This window comes from Thioclava electrotropha, from assembly GCF_002085925.2.
GTDB classification, from domain to species: Bacteria; Pseudomonadota; Alphaproteobacteria; order Rhodobacterales; family Rhodobacteraceae; genus Thioclava; species Thioclava electrotropha.
This window is the reverse complement of sequence record NZ_CP053562.1, coordinates 2506314-2524478: the sequence shown is the minus strand read 5'-3', so window position 1 is coordinate 2524478 and position 18165 is coordinate 2506314. Positions and strand designations below refer to the sequence as shown.

The following is an 18165-nucleotide window of genomic DNA, read 5'->3' as shown; positions in this document are numbered from 1 at the left end:
GACCATGCGGAGTCTTCTCGGAAGCGTGAGCGCACATTACTTTGACCGTCACGAAGGCGCGATGTATAGGCTGGCGCGATGGGGTGATCTGCCCCGAGGCAAGGGGTGTATCTGTGATCCGTTTCATTCTCGGCTCGATCGGCGGCGTGTTTTCCTGGGTTGTGACCGGGCTGTTCTTTGCCGCGCTCACCATCGGGGCGATCTTCTGGATCTATTCGCGCGATCTGCCGAGCTATGACCAGCTTGCGCAATACCGCCCCAAGACCATCTCGCGCATCTATAACGGCGACGGTCGCCTGATCGACGAATTCGCCGAGCAGCGCCGCCTCTTCGTGCCGATCCGCGACATCCCCGACCGGGTGAAGGGCGCCTTCGTCTCGGCCGAGGACAAGAATTTCTACATCCACCCCGGTTTCGACCCGCGCGGGATCGCAGCGGCGATGTTCACGGCCGTGAAGTCCGGCGGGCGCGACGTGCGCGGCGCTTCGACGATCACCCAGCAGGTGACGAAGAACCTGCTTCTCTCTGCAGACCGCTCGGTGGAGCGCAAGATCAAGGAACTGATCCTGTCCTCGCGCATCGAGCATGTGCTGAGCAAGGACCGCATTCTCGAGCTCTATCTCAACGAGATCTATCTCGGCCAGAACTCCTACGGGGTCGCTGCTGCCGCGCAGACCTATTTCAACAAGCCGCTCGCCGATCTGACGGTGGGCGAGGCCGCTTACCTCGCGGCGCTGCCGAAGAAACCCGCCGATCTGCATCCGGTGCGCGACTACAAGACCGCCGTGGAGCGCCGCAACTACGTGCTGCGCCGGATGTATGAGGACGGCCGGATCGACAAGGCGACGATGGACGCGGAGCAGAACAAGCCGCTGAAATCAGTGCAGAACGGCGATTACGCGCCGTTCCGCGCGCAGCTTCCGCCGCGCGACTATTTCACCGACGAAATCCGCCGCCAGCTGTCGAAAAGCTTCGGCGAAGAGGAATTCTTCGGCGGCGGCCTGACGATCCGCGCGACCGTGAACCCCGATCTGCAATCCCATGCGACGAAGGCGCTGCAACATGCGCTCGAGAAATACGACCGCGAGCAGGGCGTCTGGCGCGGCACCGGGGCTAAGATCGCCGAGGACAAGCTGAAGAACGAGGCCGACTGGCGCGCCGCGCTCTCCGATGTCTCGACCGCGAAAGCCCCGCGCGACATCGACGGCTGGCACCCGGCTGTGGTGCTGGGCTTCGAAGGCAGCTCGGCCCGCATCGGCATCGAAGGCATCGAGGAAGACAAAGACGGCCACTGGATTCCGCCCGAGGACGTGACCTGGGCGCGCAAACTGAAGGATGACGGCAAGCTCGGTCCGCGCGCGAAAAAGGCGCAGGATCTGCTGGAGAGTGGCGATGTCGTCGAGGTCCGCGCGATGACGAAGGATAGCGACGGCTCCTTCATCCGCTGGACCCTGCGCCAGGTGCCGAAGGTCGAAGGCGCCTTCATGGCAATGGACGTGAATACCGGCCGCGTGCTGGCGATGCAGGGCGGTTTCTCCTATCAGTCCTCGGTCTATAACCGCGCCACGCAGGCGATGCGCCAGCCGGGCTCGAACTTCAAACCCTTCGTCTATGCGGCGGCGCTGGATTCCGGCTTCTCGCCCGAGACGATCGTGGTCGACGCGCCGATCGAGATCAACACGCCCCAAGGCATGTGGCGCCCGAAGAACGCTTCGAACAAATATTACGGCCCGACGCCGATGCGCACCGGGCTCGAGCATTCGCGGAACCTGATGACGATCCGGATCGCACAGGAAATCGGCATGGAGACGGTCGCTGCCTATGCCGAGAAATTCGGCGTCTATGACCATATGCGCCAGTTCCTCGCCAATGCGCTTGGCGCGCAGGAAACGACGATGTTCCGCCTGATCTCGGCCTATGCGATGTTCGCCAATGGCGGCGAGCGGGTGGAGCCGACGCTGGTCGACCGGGTGCAGGACCGCTATGGCCGCACGATCTACCGCCACGATCAGCGCAGCTGCGCCAATTGCGAAGATCCGAACCTGCCCGAGGGGCAGGGGCCGAAGATCGTCAGCCACCGTGACCAGATCATCGACCCGATCACCGCCTATCAGATGATCTCGCTGATGGAGGGCGTGGTGAAGCGCGGCTCCGGCTATGGCGTCGATCTGCCGGTTCCGATCGCGGGCAAGACCGGCACCACCAACGACGCGAAGGACGTGTGGTTCACCGGCTTCAGCTCGAACATCGTGGCCTCGTGCTACATGGGCTACGACAACCCGCGCTCGCTGGGCCGTCACGCCTATGGCGGCACGCTCTGTGTGCCCGTGTTCAACGAATTCATGCGCGAGGCGATCAAGGAATTCGGCGGCTCGAAGTTCAAGGTTCCGCCGGGCGGCACCTGGGCGAAGTTCAACCGCTATACCGGCGAGCGTCTCTCGGATTCCGCAACCGGCGAATTCGTGCAGGCCGAATATCTGCGCCCCGGTCAGGACATGTCGGGCCTCGGCTCGCTGGTCGTCGATGGCGGCTTCGCGATGGGCTCGAACCTGCCGCTGTTTGCGCAGGGCGAACGCGACGATGCGGGCTCCACCACGGTGACCACCTCGACCGGCCAGCAAAAGGTCATCCCGAAGAAGAAGGCCGATTTCGGCTCGCTCTCGGCAGGCGGCCTCTACTGAGCGCGCCGCGCCCACAATCGACAGGCATTAAAAAAGGGGGGCGTTGGCCCCCCTTTTTCCGTTTCTGCTCGATTATGCGTGCCAGAGCTCTGACGGTTCGGGCTTGCCCAAATATCCCGTAAGGGGCGGGGGCAGCGCCCCCAAGCCCCGCTCAGAAGCCTTCGTTGCCGTCGCCCTGCCACGGCTTGGCCAGATCCGAGAAGCGCGTGAACTGGCTCTCGAAGGCCAATTCCACCGTGCCGATCGGCCCGTGACGCTGCTTGCCCAGGATCACCTCGGCCTTGCCATGCACGCGCTCGGCCTTCTGCATCCATTCGGCGAATTTCGGATCGTCTTCCGGCGGCTTGAGACGCTCGTGATAATATTCGTCGCGATAGACGAACATCACCACGTCGGCATCCTGCTCGATCGAGCCGGATTCGCGAAGGTCGGAGAGCTGCGGGCGCTTGTCCTCGCGGCTTTCCACCGTACGCGACAGCTGCGACAGCGCGACCACGGGGATGTTCAATTCTTTCGCGATGGCCTTCAGACCCATCGAGATTTCGCCGATCTCCTGCACGCGGTTGTCGCCCCGGCCCGAGCCGCGCAGCAGCTGCAGGTAGTCGACGATCACCACGTCGAGCCCATGCGTCCGCTTCAGACGGCGACACCGCGCGGCGACCTGACCGATCGGCAGGGCGGGGGTGTCGTCGATATAGAGCGGGCATTTCTCCAGCGCTTTCGCGGCCTCGACGAAGCGGCGGAATTCGCTTTCCGTCATGTCGCCGCGGCGGATGCGCTCCGAGGGCACTTCCGAGGCTTCCGAGAGAATACGCGCGGCCAGCTGTTCGGCGCTCATTTCGAGCGAGAAGAACCCGACCACGCCGCCTTCGATCGCACCCTCGACCCCGTCATGGCGCATGCCCTTCTTGTAGGCCTTGCCGATATTGAAGGCGATGTTCGTCGCAAGCGAGGTTTTCCCCATCGAGGGACGCCCTGCGAGGATCAGCAAATCCGACGGGTGGAAGCCGCCGAGCTTCTTGTCGAGATCGACCAGCCCGGTCGAGACGCCGGCGAGCCCGCCATCGCGCTGATAGGCGGCGTTGGCCGATTGCACGGCCTCGGTCACCGCCGACAGGAACGAGGTCCAGCCCTTCTGCGCCTGGCCCTCTTCCGCGAGGGTGTAGAGCCGCTGCTCGGCGGAGGCGATCTGCTCTTTCGGGTCGTCGTCGATCTGCGGCTTGCCCGCGCGCGACGAGATGTCCTGACCCAGTTCGATCAGCCCGCGCCGCACCGCCATCTCGTAGATCATCAGCGCATAGTCGCGCGCCGCATAGGCCGAGATCGCCGCGCCAGCAAGACGTGCGAGATAGGCCGGACCGCCCAGTTCCTGAAGCCCCGCATCGTCTTCGAGATAGGCTTTCAGCGTCACCGGCGAGGCGAGCGCGTTCTTCTGGATCTTCGCCGCCGCGACTTCGTAGATGCGCTGGTGCACCGGCTCGTAGAAATGCTCCGGTTTGATGACGGATGCGATCCGGTCGAAGATGTCGTTATTGGTGAGGATCGCGCCCAGAAGCTGTTGTTCCGCTTCGATATTATGGGGCAGTGCGGTGCCCTCTGCGGGCAAATTTCCGGGCTGTCCCTCATCGGGTCGTTGTGCCTGATCGTTCATGTACCTGCCTCGGTGTCCCCGTCCCTCTGCGCGGTCTTCTAGCCGCAGTCGGGGGAAAAGGGAATCTGGATAAGATTGGGGAAAACCCCGCTGTTTCAGCGGAGTTTTCGGAATTTATGGTGTTTGCCCATAGGGAGCCTACCACATCTCGCGATTATTTTCGAAGTGCGAGATTCGTCGCCAAAATGCTCCCCAGAGCATCCACAGGATCATCCACAGGAATCTCCGGGCTGTTTCAGCCCTTGCGCGCGTCCTGCCACGGGCGGGGATCGCTCAGGAAGGCCTCGACCTCGTCGAGCGTTTCCTTCGAGAAGCTGCCCTGTTCGCGCGCCTCGGCCAGCACGTCCCACCAGGTGCACAGGTGATGCAGCTCGACGCCATGTTCGCGCAGGTTCGGGACCGTCTCGGGGAAGATGCCATAGTAGAAGATCACCGCCGTATGTCCGCAGGTCGCGCCGGTGTCACGGATCGCATCGACGAAGCTGAGTTTCGAGCCGCCATCGGTGGTCAGGTCCTCGACCAGCAGCACGCGCTGGCCTTCGGTCATCGCGCCTTCGATGCGCGCGTTGCGCCCGTAGCCCTTCGGCTTCTTGCGCACATAGGTCATCGGCAGGGCCAGACGCTCGGCCACCATCGCGGCGAAGGGGATGCCCGCCGTCTCGCCGCCCGCGATATTGTCGAAGGCCTCGAAACCGGCCTCGCGCATCACCGTCACGGCGAGGAAATCCATCAGGGTCGAGCGGATACGCGGGAAAGAGATCAGCTTGCGGCAATCGATATAGGTCGGCGAGGGCAGGCCGGAGGCGAGCGTGAAGGGCTCGTCGGCGTTGAAATGCACCGCTTCGATTTCCAGAAGCATCCGCGCGGTCAGGCGGGCGATTTCTTCTTTGCTGGGGAAGGAGCTGGGGATCATCATCTCGTCCTTATCAAGGCTGGTTTCGGCTTGGTCTAAATATCCCCCGCGGAGCGTCCCTCGGCTGGCCCGGGAGCCTCCGGCGGGGATATTTGCGCCAAGGCGAAACTCAGCGTTTTACATGCCAATGGACCGGGAAACCCGGATCGAAGAGGGTGACAGGGCCCGCGCCGGTTTCGATCTTGGCGGGCCAGCTGTTGGGCTGGTCGGTCTTCTCGAGCGTCAGCGTGCCCTCGTTGACCGGCAGGCGGTAGAAATTCGGCCCGTTGCGCGAGGTGAAGGCCTCCAACTTATCGAGCGCGCCCTCGGCTTCGAATACATGCGCCAGAAGCGGCATCGTATGGGTCGCGGTGAAACAGCCCGCGCAGCCGCAGGCGGTTTCCTTGGCGGCGTCTACATGGGGCGCGCTATCGGTGCCGAGGAAGAAATGCGGGTTGCCCGAGGTCGCGGCCTCGACCAGCGCCAGCCGATGCGTTTCGCGCTTGGCGACCGGCAGGCAGTAGTAATGCGGTTTGATCCCGCCCACGAGGATATGGTTGCGGTTGATGATCAGGTGATGCGTGGTGATCGTCCCGCCCATGTCGTCGCCCTGTGCGGCGACGTAATCCACCCCGTCTTTCGTGGTGATATGTTCCATCACCACGCGCAGCCCGGGGGTCTTGCGCCGGATCGGGTCGAGCACGGTCTCGATGAAGACGGCCTCGCGGTCGAAGATATCGACCTCGGGCCGGGTCACCTCGCCATGCACGCAAAGCGGCAGGCCGATCTCTGCCATCTTCTCCAGCACGCCGCGCACCTTGTCGAAATCGCGCACGCCCGAATCCGAGTTCGTCGTGGCGCCCGCAGGATAGAGCTTTACCGCCTTCACCAGACCGGAGGCTGCGGCCTGCGCCACATCCTGCGGATCGGTCTTCTCGGTCAGGTAGAGCGTCATCAGCGGCTCGAAATCGCTCCCCTCGGGCAGCGCCTTCAGGATGCGTTCGCGATAGGCGGCGGCATCGTCACCGCGCACCACGGGGGGTACGAGGTTCGGCATGATGATCGCGCGGGCGAAATCACGGGCGGTTTCGGGGGCGACACCTTCCAGCATCGCGCCATCGCGCAGATGCAGGTGCCAGTCATCGGGGCGGGGCAGGGTGATCGTGCTCATGAGAAAAGTCCTTAGCCCGAGGCTGCGTGCAAATCCAGAGGGAGCGCGCATGCCGCGCTGCAGCATTTGCATGGCGGGGATGCGGAGATGGCGGTACCACTGGCAGTAAAGCTGACCTAAATTCAGTGCCAAGGGAGAAAACGACCTGAACGCTGAACCTCAGGAGGTTTCCAATGGCATTCGTTACCACCGCCCATGGCGAACAATCGATCTTTGCCCGTATGGGCCACGCAATCGCACAAGGCTTCGTCGCCTATATGGAGCGCCAGTCGCGCCAGGAGCAAATCCGTGCGCTCGACGCGAAAAGCGACGCCGAGCTGGCCGATATGGGTCTGACCCGTGACGGCATCGTGCGCCACGTGTTCCGCGACCGCTTCTACATCTGATCGCGGTCCGGGGCGCCCGGGCGTCTCGCATTGAAAAAGGGCGTGCCCCCGCCGGGGCGCGCCCTTTTTACGTTTCAGTCTCTCGATCGGGGTTCAGGCCGCGCCAGCCCGTTCTTGTGGCTCCGGCAACTCGACCCCCTGCTCGGCGAGCTTCTGGGCGAGCGCCTCATAGCGGTTGCGGAATTTCGGACGGTTCTGGCTGGTCCCGACTGCGCGGCACAGGATCGCCTCCAGCACCGGGCGGCGTGCTCTGCGCAAATGGTCGACCAGCCGGATCACGTAGCGTTTCGAGAGCCGCCGGGCGCGGAAGAAGGTCCAGAACAGGGACGGGGTCAGCTTGCCTGCGCCTGCCGCGATCAGAACCTCGTCGAGAATATCCATATCGAGCAGCCCCGCCGCCGGGTCCGGGCCGATATGCCGGCACGGCATCAGCGTCACGCAAGGCCGCGCGAACAGCGCCGCGTGCATCGCGTCGAGCCGCTCGAACGGGTCATAGAAGACGAAGGCCCGCTCTACGCCGTCGAGCATTTCGGGCGCGAAGCCGTAGCGATCGGTAAAGGACATGCGGCGGGTCTGCGGGTATCGGTCATCCCAGCCCGCGAGTGTCGGATCGAGCGTCGCTTGCGGGGCGAGCGCAACCACCGTGGCGCCGGGTGCTGCGACCGAGAAGGCGGCCGCCGCATAGCCGCCGGGGCCCGCGCCGTAGAACACCACACGGTCGAAATCTTCGAAGAAGGCTTCGTCGACGAGGCGGTCGAAATAGGCATAGATGGCGGGGTCGCGGAACCAGCTCTCGTCCGAAGCGATCACGCTGAGCGCGGACCAGCCCTCATCGCGGGCGATCTTGTAGCCGAAGGGCAGCGCCTCTTCGCGATCGGCCTCGATCTGTGCGCGGGTCTCGAAGCTGACGATCAGGACGGGCGAGTCGTCGTGGAACAGCACTTCATGATCGGCGCCGAGCGGCTCGTAATAGCCGGTCTCGTCCGCGATCTTTTCCAGCCGTGCACGCCAGTCCGTGTCTGCCTTGTTCACCTTCGCCTCTTTTCAGCTTTCGTGCGCGCTTCGCTTGCTGCGGGCGCGGGCGGGACACCGCCAGTTCTGCTCAACCAACGTATCACCGCAAGAAAGGGGCACAAATAGGAGCCAAGCGAGGAATCTGCCGCCACATTTCTTAATGGGCAACAATCGGCCTAGTTGGCTGCGTTTGTTCACGGCTTCTCGGTAATTGCCGCTTTTGCGAGGCGAACCATGAGTTTAGCGGCCTGCGGCGAGAGCGGGCGGCTCGGCGGACAGAGAAGAAGCCTGCCAAAAAGCGCGCGATACGGCTCCTCGCGCAATAGCGTGCGGGCCTTCGCTTTACGCCACATAACTGCCTTATTGTGCAGGCCGGGCAGGTCGGAATCGGCGGTCAGCTCGGCAAGGGCGGCCTGCGTGCCCGCATCGTGGCGACGGATCGAATCGTCCTCGGTGTCCGAGAAATTGCGCTCCACCCAGTAGGACATGTCGAAGGCGCCTGCCTGCCGGTTCGAGCGGCCGCGGTCGCATTTCACGAGGTAGCCCTCCATCGACCCAAGCGGGTAATGGTTGAGCTGAACAAGGTCGTAAGGCGCGCTACCCGGCGGGGTGAACAGCTTCTGGCGCTGATACTGCGGTGGCAATTTGCGCCCCGATCCGTCGACCCAGAGCGTGCCTGCCAGCTTTTCGTCCTGTGGCGCGCGGGGGCGGTGCACACCGAGCTTGGCATAGGCGCCGGTATTGGCGAAGAGCGTCTTGAACATCGACGCGCGCCACGGCCAGAGCATGTCCGGCGGCGCGCAGCGGGGGAACTGTTGCGTGACGGGGCGATCCTCGAAGCCAACCACGCCGCAATTGCCGAACAGTCGCCATGTCATCGCGAAAGCGGTCGCCTGCGGGACGGCCTCGATCAGCGCGTCCAGCGTGCCATCGCCGGTCTTGATGGTGACGAATTCGTCAACGTCGATCACCGCGATCCAGTCGGCCTGAGCCACCAGCGGATGCGCGTCGGCCTGTTTCAGCGCGGCCCATTGCGGGCCTTCCTTCCACGGGCCGGGATTGGGCACATGGGTCAGCCAGCCGATCTCCTGCAGCCGATCCAGCATCGCATCGGTGCCGTCGTCGCAGTCATTGGAAAAAACAAGGAAATCCGTGAAGCCGATGGCGCGGTGATGGGCCAGCCATTCCAGCAGAAACGGGCCTTCGTTCTTGACGGATGTGATCGCGAGCGCACGCATTTCGCCACTGTAGTGAGGCCGCGCGCGCCCGCAAGTGTCTGGGATCACACAGCGACGTGGCGCGGCAGGGCGGCCACGCTTGCCGCGATCTCCTCGGTGCCGTCGGTCAGCTCGAGGATTTCATGGCTGATCTCAGGCGCGTCGATCAGCGCCGCGAGCACCGCTGCGACGTGGCCGCGCGCGACCGAGCCGTAATCGAGCGCATGGGCCAGCGCTACGCGCCCGTCGCCGTCCTCATCGATCAAGGTGCCGGGGCGCAGGATGACATAGTCGAGCCCGCTCGCCACCACAGCGGCGTCGGCCGTCTTCTTCGCCAGCATGTAATGCTCGAAGCCCGACTTGATTTCCTTGCCGCGCCCGGCATCGGGGAAGGCGGAGACGAGGTAGAGCCGGGGCACCCCGGTGCGGTTCATCGCGGCAATCACGTCGAGCGGTGCCTCGCCGTCGATACGGGTGGTGCGCTCGAGGCCGGAGCCCGCAGCCCCCGCCGAGAAGACAACCGCGTCATGGCCCTCGAACATCGGTTCGAAATCGCCCGCGGTCAGTTCCATCAGGTCGCCTTGGACGGGCGTCGCGCCCATCGCGCGGAGACTGTCGGCCTGCTCGGGTTTGCGGTGCAGCGCGGTGACCTCGTGTCCTGCCTCAATGAGAAGCGGGACGAGCCGATGCCCGACGCCGCCTGTCGCGCCGATGACGAAAATGCGTGCCATGTTGTGTGTCCTTTCCTTTGCTCGGAGAGCTAGGTCAGGGCACGCTGGGGTAAAGGCGCCGCCTTCAGTGCGTCGCCTCGTCGGGCGCTTCGACCGTGAAGAAGAAATCGTCGGGCAGATCGCGGGCGTGCAGATCGTCGGGGATCACATGCGGGCCGGTATTGAACACGGCCGACCCGAAGACGTGCAGGATCCGCGAGAGCGCCTCGAACCGTTCCGACGTCAGGGTCTCGTAGAACTCGCGCTGATCTGGGCGCGCCATCAGCTCCTCGATCTTGGCGCGGTGGCAGGCGACGGAATGGTGATGCGCGGCGGCGATCTCGGGATCGGCCATCATGCGGTCGAACTCGGCGCGGGCGGCGGGCAGCATCCGCTGAATCGAGCGATCTTCGACCGCGTTATGGTTCATCCGGAACCAATAGTTCAGCCCCTGATCGCGATCGACATGGTTCACCCGGCCCCGGTCGCGCTTCACGAGGAAGCTCTCGGCCGAGCGCACCGCGTAATGGTTCAGCTGCACCCAGTCATAGCCATAAGTGTCGAGTGTCGAGCGCCAGCCATTGCGGAACATCTCGCGCGGCATCGGCTGGCCCGAGCCGTTGAGCCAGTTCACCTGATCCCAGAGGTCCGGGTTCAGCCCCTTGGGGCGGTGGACACCCAGTTTCTTGTAGAGCGCGATATTGCGAAACAGCGTCTTGAAGCCCCAGGCCTGATGCGGTTTGCGCACGATCTCGGGGGCGCAGCGGGTGAATTGCCCGGTGATGAATCTGTCCTCGTATGCGTGGACATCCGCATTGCCGAAGAGCCGCCAGGTGAGCGCGATCATGTTCGCTTCGCCCATCGCCTGATACAGCGATTTCAGCGTGCCGTCGCCGATCTTCACATTGATGAACTCGTCCACATCCATGCAGATCGACCAGCCCGCCTTGGTGATGACCGGCTCGGTCTCCGCCGCCGCCAGCGCCGCGTGCTGCGGCTTCATGTCGACCATGGTGCGGAACGGGTTCTCGCGGTGCTGGACGTAGCCCTTGGCCTGCAGCAGATCGAGCATCGTATCGGTGCCGTCGGTGCAGTCGTTCGTATAGACGAGGAAATCATCCACCCCGATCGCGCGGTGATAGGCGATCCATTCGAGGATGAAGGGGCCTTCGTTCTTCATCGTGGTAACGATGGCGGTGCGGCCTGCCTTCACCGCCTGCGCGGGCGCGTCCTTCACCTTGGAGACCGGCGGGCGCACCGGCTTGAACCCCCAGATGTCGCGCGACAGATGCAGCAGGCGTTCATCCTCGACCAGCGAGGTCTTGGGGGCCAGTTCCGCAGGCGAGGTTCCCGGCACCCGCAGCGCCATCGCGCGCCAGAAGCCGTAGGTCAGCCCCGGATCGGGGCGGCAATAGCTGACACGCAGCAGGCGCCACGTATTCTCCAGCCCAGCCTTTTGCGGCGCACAGCCCCAGCGCGCGATGCCGCGCCGCGCGTCGAACTGGCGGCAGATATGGTCGGGGAAGCGCGCGGGCTGATCGTTGCGCACGCGCCAAGGGTAGATGCGGCGGCCCACCAGAAGGATTACGCCGTTTTCGGCCTCTTGCGTGGCTTCGAAGGCCGAGGGCTGCCCCGGCTCGCGCGCGGCCAGCAGATCGGTCACGTCGAGCACCAGCACCGAGGCCGCCTTCGCAAAGAAGCGCCATTTCGCGATTTCGAAGATCAGCGCCTGACCCAGCGGGCTGCGCTGCGGGTCGGGGGCAGGCGGCTCCATCCGGTCCTTGCCGGGCGCGTCGGGGGCGAGGAAGACATGGTTCTCCGGTCCCTGATCGGGCTTGCCGAGCGGCAGCGGACTTTCCAAGATCGCGACCGGCAGGTCCAGCTCGCGCAGCGCCATGCCCGCTCCCAGCGCATCGGCGAAACTCTCGCCAGACCCTGCGGGGCTGTCCTCGGGCGCGCGGTTCACGATCACCGCGCCCGTCGCGCCGTGATGGTCGTGATGCCAGCTCAGCCAATCGAGCACGGTCTCGACGCTCTCCTCCAGCCGCAGCCCGAACAGGCAGTTGCGGCCTTCGAATATCTCCCAATCGGGGGCGGCGGGGGTAATCTCGCGCAGGCTTGGCCCGTCTGGCCCGGACATCGCGGCCTGAATCGGGCCCGGCTCGGTCGGCTCGTAAATCGCCATCACCGCGCCCGCGACATTGCGGCCCTCGGCCAGATGCGCGGCCCCGGCAACGGCATCGAAGCTGAGATCCTCGGCCTGAGACGGCGCGGCGAAGAAGGCGCGCAGATGGTGACGGGGCCCGAGATCGGTCTCCTCGGTCCAGCCCACCGCGTCGAGCAGCGCGGGCTTGCCCGTTTGCGCCTGCATCCTGCGCCGGATCACTCGTTGCTTGCCCATATCGATCTCGAAACTGCCTCTCGTTCCAACTAGCACGCAGGGGGTGACGCGATAAAGAGCGCGCAATCGCCGCCGACCCGATTCCGGGCCGCACCTGTCCGGGTCACGATTTCGCCTCCGAACGGGGCGATTTCGCGCGGTGGGAATGGCGAAACCGGGGCAATTGCGGAGGCGCGCGCGCAAGACCGGATGGGACGGGAAGAAAAAGGCACTGAAAGTTCGGTCGGGGCGAGTCGCTCGCGTGATCGCGCCGTGTGTCTTGAGAGCCCGAAAAGACAGGTCCGAAGGCGGGGTGTCAGGCTTCCGGTAAGGTTTTCCTCACACGCGGCTCACCGACCCTGCCAGAAACGTGACCATTGGAACAGTTTGTCGCAGTTCAAACCGGATGAATTTTGACCTAAGTCAAGTTCAGCACACGGATACTCCCATATCACAAGTGCATCGGGTTCTTGATCTCCCTGACGCGGCCCAAACCGCACAGAACCCGACCAGAGGAACAGACGTTCTCCCTCGTCTCTTCCCCAAAATGCGCCGCGGGTCTCCCTCCCGCGGCGCTTTAATTTTCCATCCCCCCGAAACGCGAGAACCACCCCCAACGGGCCATGAAAAAACCCTCCCGGTGAGGGGAGGGTTCAAACCATCTCGCGATGCTCTGGCGGTTATTTCGCCGGGGCGATCATCATCACCATCTGGCGGCCTTCGAGCTTGGGCATGTTCTCGACCTTGCCAAGCTCGCCCACATCGGTGCGGACGCGGTTGAGCAATTCGAGACCCAGATCCTGGTGCGCCATTTCGCGACCGCGGAAGCGCAGGGTGACCTTCACCTTGTCGCCGTTCTCGAGGAACTTCACCACGTTGCGCATCTTGACGTCATAGTCGTGCACATCGGTGCCCGGGCGGAATTTGACTTCCTTGATTTCGATCGTCTTCTGCTTCTTGCGGGCTTCGGCTTCGCGCTTTTGCTGTTCGTATTTGAACTTGCCGAAATCCATGATCTTGCAGACGGGCGGATTGGCGTTGGGCGAGATCTCGACGAGATCGAGCCCGGCCTCTTCGGCCATGGTCATCGCTTCGCGCGGGGTAACCACGCCGACATTCTCACCCTCGGCACCGATCAGGCGGATCTCGGTCGCACGAATGCGGCCGTTCACTCGGGGGCCGGTGTCACGGGTCGGCGGGGCGTTATGGGGTCTGCGGGCTATGGTGGGAATCCTTCTGTAGCCATTGAGTAATTTCGGGCGGAAAAGATAGTCCCGAGTGCCGCCGTATTCAACCGCAAAGGCACGGGAACCGGGCAGGGAGGAAACGCGTTGTGTCCTGCCGGGCAGGGCAAAGGCGTTTGCGGCGCGATTGCGGTCCGTGTGCGTGGCTGTGCCCAGTGGTCGAGGCGGGGTGAATAGCGCCCGCAGAGAGAGACAATCAAGGGAAAAAGCGTGATGAACAAGATTGTGGCAGCGGCGATCGTGGTGTTGGCGGTGGCCGCCGGACTGATCATCCTCAATACCGATATCACAGACTCGCCCGACGCGACCGATACGACAACCAACGCAGCGGCTGGCACTGAGACTGGCGACAAGAGCATGGCGGACAAGGCCAGCGATGCGGTGAAGTCTGCGGGCGAGTCGGTGAAGGCCGCCGCTGATAAGGCGAGCCAAGCGGCGTCCGACGCGGCCGACAGCGTGAAGGAAAAGGCCTCGGGCGCGATGGATACGGGCTCGAACGCGGCGGCGGATGCCGCCGATGCCGCGAAAGAGGCTGCGCAGAGCGGAGCCGATCAGACACAAAGCGCCGCCACCGACGCCGCTCAAAGCGCCGCCACCGACGCCGCTCAAAGCGCCGCCGACACCATCTCGAAAGCGACCGAGACCGCGCAGCAGGCGGCAAGCGACGCGAGTGACGCGGCCAAGGACGCCGCCTCCGCTGCAAGCAAGGCCGCGACAGCCACGATGGACTCCTCAAGCGATACGGCCAGCGCGGCTGCCACCGATGCCGCGAAGGCTGCAACGACGGCTGCGGAAGCGGCCGCGAAAGCTGCGAATGCGGCTGCCTCGGCGGCCAGCGGCGCGCAAGAGGAGGCGACCGATAGCGCTGTCGAAGGCGCGAGCACGGCGGCGAAAGCGGCAGCCGATGCCGCCAGCCAAGCCGCCAATGCCGCAGCCGACGCCGCAGCCGCCGCGACCAATGCCGCACAGTCGGCGGCCCCCGCAGGCACTGCGAGCGGTGGCGACACGCAAAAGCCGGTGCCGGCGCAGGGCGTGATGAGCGCGGCGAAGGCGCTGACCGTGGAAGGGTTCGACGCGGACCGGGTGATGGATATCGTCGACACGTCCGAGCTGCCCGAAGCGACGAAGGAGCAATTGCGCACAGCGGTGCAAAGCGCGCGTGACAACCCGCAACTCGTCGAAGGTGTGGCCGATCAAATCCGTGCGGCGCTGGGCCTCTGAGCCAAGCAGCCAACTGCCAGAACGCCAAGGGCCGCGCGACATCCCCTCGCGCGGCCCTTTTCTTTGCGATCCGCCCAGTCGAGTGGGAACGTCTGCGCAAAGCCTCGCGTTCGCTCTTCAACGAAAGGAGCCCTCCATGAGCACCCGTCTCGAATTGCAAAGCATTTCCCCCGTCACCCATGACACGCATCACCTCGTCTTCCCGCGCCCCGAAGGGTTCGACTTCGCGCCCGGTCAGGCGGTCGATCTGAACCTGACCCGCGAAGGCTGGACCGACGAGCAGCGCCCCTTCACCTTCACCAACCCGGTAGATGGCGACACGCTGGAATTCGTCATCAAGAGCTATCCCGACCATGATGGCGTGACCGAGCAGATCGCGACGCTCACGCCCGGCGAGACCGTCGAGGTCTCCGATCCGTGGGGCGCGATCAAGGATGAAGGCCCCGGCACCTTCATCGCAGGCGGGGCAGGGGTGACGCCCTTCATCTCGATCCTGCGCGCGCGTTTGGCCCGCGAAGGCACGCTCGAAGGCTGCCGCCTGATCTTCTCGAACAAGACGGAAGCCGACATCATCCTGCGCGACGAGTTCGAGGCGATGAAGGGGCTGGAGACCGTCTGGACCGTCACCGACCAGAGCGACCCCGGCAAGGGCGTCGTTTCGATGCATGTCGATCGCGGCTTCCTCGCGCCCTTCGTCGAGAAGGAGAGCGGCAAGTTCTACATCTGCGGTCCCGACCAGATGGTCGATGAGATCGAGGCCACGTTGAAGGAGCTTGGCGTCGAGGAAGACCGCATCATCCGCGAGGATTTCGACTGACGTTGTCCGATCACGTCTAAGTGCCCCGAGACCGCGCGCCCTGCGCCTTCCCGCCCCCTTGCCCCCGGTGAGGGGGCGGCCTAGTTTGCCCTCGCGCAAATTTTTGCCGAGAACAGGCGACAGACAAGCCGGGGGCCCGAACGCATGAGCGAGAAACGCAGCATCTTCGAGGAAGTTGGATCGGAGGGCACCACTACGCGGGCCGAGCCCAAGGGCGGCATGATCGACGCAAAGCCCCGTGGTGCGCGCCGGGCGATCCGGATGTGGCTGTTCGTGCTGTTCACGCTGGTCGTGGCGATGATCGCCGTGGGCGGGGCCACGCGCCTCACCGATAGCGGGCTGTCGATCACGCGCTGGGATCCGATCTCGGGGGCGATCCCGCCGATGAGCGATGCGGACTGGCAGGCGGAATTCACCCATTACAAAGAGAGCCCGCAGTTCAAATACATGAACCCCAACATGACCGTGTCCGAGTTCAAGGGCATCTTCTGGTGGGAATGGGGCCACCGGCAGCTGGGCCGCCTGATCGGCATGGTCTGGTTCATCGGCTTCATCGGCTTCTGGCTGACCAAGAAGATCCCGACGGGATGGACGGGAAGGCTGTTCAGCCTCGGGGTCTTGGGCGGTCTGCAAGGCGCGATCGGCTGGTGGATGGTGTCCTCGGGCCTCGTGGGGCGGATGACCTCGGTCGCCTCCTACCGGCTGGCCACGCACCTCGGCCTCGCCTTCATCATCCTCGGCCTGATCTCCTGGTTCGCGCTGCAGCTCTCGCGCCCGGAATCGGCGCTGTTGCAGGCCCGCCGCCTGGCCGAGCCGCGCCTGACCCGGATCGGCTCGGTGCTGATCGGGCTCGTCTTCGTGCAGATCATCCTCGGTGCGCTGACCGCGGGGATCGATGCCGGTCTCGCCTTCCCGACATGGCCCTCGATGAACGGGCAGTTCCTGCCCTCCGAAAGCTTCGATTACACGCCGATCTGGCGCAACTTCTTCGAGAACCCGGCGCTCGTGCAGTTCATGCACCGCATGGTCGGCTATCTCGTCTTCGCGTCCGGCCTCTATGCCGCATGGCGCGCGCGCAGTTCGGCCCATCCGCGCACCAAGGAAGCCTTCGCGTTGATGGCGGCGATGATCTTCTTCCAGATGGTGCTGGGCATCACCACTGCGCTTGAGCTGGTGAATTACTGGTGGCTGGGTCTCATCCACCAGTTCGGTGCTATCATCACCTGGGTCCTCGTGATCCGCGCGCGTCATATGGCGCGCTTCCCCCTTGTTCGTTCCATCCGGGAGGGCCGCGTATGAGCGCCTATCAGGACCTGCTCGCGCATCAGCGCGAAACCGAAGCGCTGGGCAATATCGCCGGGCTGCTAAGCTGGGACCAAGAGGTGATGATGCCGCGCGGCGCCGCCGATCAGCGCGCCGAGGAATCCGCCGCGCTGGAATCGGTGCTGCATGCGCGCCGCACCGATCCGCGCATCGAGGATTGGCTGGCCCGCGCCGAGGCCGATGATGCGGTCAGCGCGCGCGTCCTCGATCTGGTGGGGCGCAGCTACAACCGCGCGACCCGCATCCCGGCGCGCCTCGCGACCGAGATGGCGCGTCTGACCTCGCTGTCCCAAGGCATCTGGGCGGAAGCCCGCGCCAATGAGGATGCCTCCGCCTTCCTGCCGACGCTGGAAGAGGTCGTGCGTCTCAAGCGTGAAGAGGCCGAATGCCTATCCGAGGGCAATCTCTACGATGCGCTGCTCGACGACTATGAGCCGGGCGCGACGTCGAAGGAAATCGCTACCGTCTTCGACCGGATGCGCGGCCCGCTGGTGGAACTGCGCGACCGGGTGCTGGGCTCGGAGGTCTCGCCGCAGCCCTTCGACAAGGTCTTCCCCGAGAACGCCCAGCTGCGGCTGGCGCGCAAATGCGCCTCCGCCTTCGGCTATGACTGGACGCGCGGGCGGTTGGATATGTCGGTCCATCCATTCTCCTCGGGCGGTGGCGACGATGCGCGTATCACCACCCGGATCTCTGAATCCGACCCGTTCGGCAATATCTATTCGACGATCCACGAGGTCGGCCACGCCACCTACGAGCAGGCGATCAACCCGGCCTATCGCTTCACCCCGCTGGGCCATGGCGTCTCGATGGGCGTGCATGAGAGCCAGAGCCGGATCTACGAGAACCAGCTGGGCCGCTCGGCCCCGTTCACTGGCTGGCTGCATCAGCGCATGACCGATGCGTTCGGCGATCTCGGCATGGATACGGAGGCCTTCCACGCGCTGGTCAATCGCGTCGATATGGGCTTCATCCGCACGGAATCGGACGAGCTGAACTACAATCTCCACATCATGCTGCGCTTCGATCTGGAGCGCGACCTGATCTCGGGCAAGCTCGAGGTCGCGGATCTCGAAGAAGCGTGGAATGCCCGCTTCGAGCAGGATTTCGGCGTGAAGGTCACCAAACCCAGCCAGGGCTTCCTACAGGATGTGCATTGGTCGGTGGGGCTGTTCGGCTATTTCCCGACCTATGCACTGGGCAATGTCTATGCGGGCTGTCTCGACGAGGCGATGCGCGCGGTCACGCCGGGTATCGACGCCGCATTGGCCGAGGGCGATGCGAGCCCCGCCAAGCAATGGCTCGATGAGAACCTGCGGGTCCACGGCGGGTTGCGCACCCCGCGCCAGACGATCCAGCATGCCTGCGGCTTTGAGCCGACCGAGACTCCGCTGCTGGCTTATCTGACGCGGAAATTCGAGGGCATCTACAAGCTGTGATGCGCCGCGCTTTCTGAGG

General features: G+C 64.5%; 14 protein-coding genes. 6 read left to right on the top strand and 8 right to left on the bottom strand.

Features of this window, described 5'->3' with window-relative positions:
- Positions 1-113 precede the first annotated feature (113 nt).
- Positions 114-2681 (top strand): penicillin-binding protein 1A, encoded by a 2568-nt coding sequence (locus AKL02_RS12010; protein WP_083077419.1) that lies wholly within the window; start codon positions 114-116, stop codon positions 2679-2681.
- 151 nt (positions 2682-2832) lie between these two features.
- Here AKL02_RS12010 and AKL02_RS12005 read toward each other — a convergent pair whose 3' ends face one another.
- The 3 genes from AKL02_RS12005 to pyrC all read right to left on the bottom strand — a co-directional run bounded on the left by AKL02_RS12005 (position 2833) and on the right by pyrC (position 6395).
- Positions 2833-4332 carry a replicative DNA helicase gene (locus tag AKL02_RS12005; RefSeq protein ID WP_078540536.1) on the bottom strand — a complete coding sequence of 500 codons (1500 nt, stop codon included), beginning with the start codon at positions 4330-4332 and terminating at the stop codon, positions 2833-2835.
- A gap of 235 nt (positions 4333-4567) precedes the next feature.
- Positions 4568-5245 carry an orotate phosphoribosyltransferase gene (locus AKL02_RS12000; RefSeq protein WP_075775149.1) on the bottom strand — a complete coding sequence of 226 codons (678 nt, stop codon included), beginning with the start codon at positions 5243-5245 and terminating at the stop codon, positions 4568-4570.
- 109 nt (positions 5246-5354) lie between these two features.
- Positions 5355-6395 carry a dihydroorotase gene (pyrC, locus tag AKL02_RS11995; RefSeq protein WP_083077417.1) on the bottom strand — a complete coding sequence of 347 codons (1041 nt, stop codon included), beginning with the start codon at positions 6393-6395 and terminating at the stop codon, positions 5355-5357.
- A 173-nt stretch (positions 6396-6568) separates the two neighbouring features.
- Between pyrC and AKL02_RS11990 the strand changes: the two genes are divergently transcribed.
- Positions 6569-6781 (top strand): YjiS-like domain-containing protein, encoded by a 213-nt coding sequence (locus AKL02_RS11990; RefSeq protein ID WP_078520956.1) that lies wholly within the window; start codon positions 6569-6571, stop codon positions 6779-6781.
- A gap of 93 nt (positions 6782-6874) precedes the next feature.
- Here the strand turns inward: AKL02_RS11990 and AKL02_RS11985 are convergent, their stop codons facing one another.
- From AKL02_RS11985 to infC, 5 genes are all read right to left on the bottom strand, one after another.
- Entirely contained in the window at positions 6875-7813 is a 939-nt protein-coding gene (locus AKL02_RS11985) for a hypothetical protein (protein WP_083077414.1), read from the bottom strand.
- Between the two features lie 176 nt (positions 7814-7989).
- Positions 7990-9033 (bottom strand): glycosyltransferase family 2 protein, encoded by a 1044-nt coding sequence (locus AKL02_RS11980; protein ID WP_083077412.1) that lies wholly within the window; start codon positions 9031-9033, stop codon positions 7990-7992.
- Between the two features lie 44 nt (positions 9034-9077).
- Positions 9078-9743, bottom strand: a complete 666-nt coding sequence (locus AKL02_RS11975) for an SDR family oxidoreductase (RefSeq protein ID WP_083077411.1) — start codon at positions 9741-9743, stop codon at positions 9078-9080.
- Positions 9744-9807: 64 nt separating this feature from the next.
- The gene (locus AKL02_RS11970) at positions 9808-12123 is read right to left on the bottom strand and encodes a glycosyltransferase family 2 protein (RefSeq protein ID WP_083077410.1); all 2316 of its coding nucleotides are present in this window, start codon (positions 12121-12123) and stop codon (positions 9808-9810) included.
- A gap of 659 nt (positions 12124-12782) precedes the next feature.
- Entirely contained in the window at positions 12783-13274 is a 492-nt protein-coding gene (infC, locus tag AKL02_RS11965) for a translation initiation factor IF-3 (RefSeq protein WP_232621611.1), read from the bottom strand.
- Positions 13275-13559: 285 nt separating this feature from the next.
- Here infC and AKL02_RS11960 point away from each other — a divergent pair, with 285 nt between their 5' ends.
- From AKL02_RS11960 to AKL02_RS11945, 4 genes are all read left to right on the top strand, one after another.
- The gene (locus tag AKL02_RS11960) at positions 13560-14567 is read left to right on the top strand and encodes a hypothetical protein (RefSeq protein ID WP_165756947.1); all 1008 of its coding nucleotides are present in this window, start codon (positions 13560-13562) and stop codon (positions 14565-14567) included.
- Between the two features lie 136 nt (positions 14568-14703).
- Positions 14704-15384, top strand: coding sequence for an FAD-binding oxidoreductase (locus tag AKL02_RS11955; RefSeq protein WP_083077408.1), 681 nt, complete (start codon positions 14704-14706; stop codon positions 15382-15384).
- Between the two features lie 144 nt (positions 15385-15528).
- Positions 15529-16683 carry a heme A synthase gene (ctaA, locus tag AKL02_RS11950; protein WP_083077405.1) on the top strand — a complete coding sequence of 385 codons (1155 nt, stop codon included), beginning with the start codon at positions 15529-15531 and terminating at the stop codon, positions 16681-16683.
- Positions 16680-18146, top strand: coding sequence for a carboxypeptidase M32 (locus AKL02_RS11945; RefSeq protein WP_083077403.1), 1467 nt, complete (start codon positions 16680-16682; stop codon positions 18144-18146). The genes ctaA and AKL02_RS11945 overlap by 4 nt, the downstream gene beginning before the upstream one ends.
- Positions 18147-18165 lie beyond the last annotated feature (19 nt).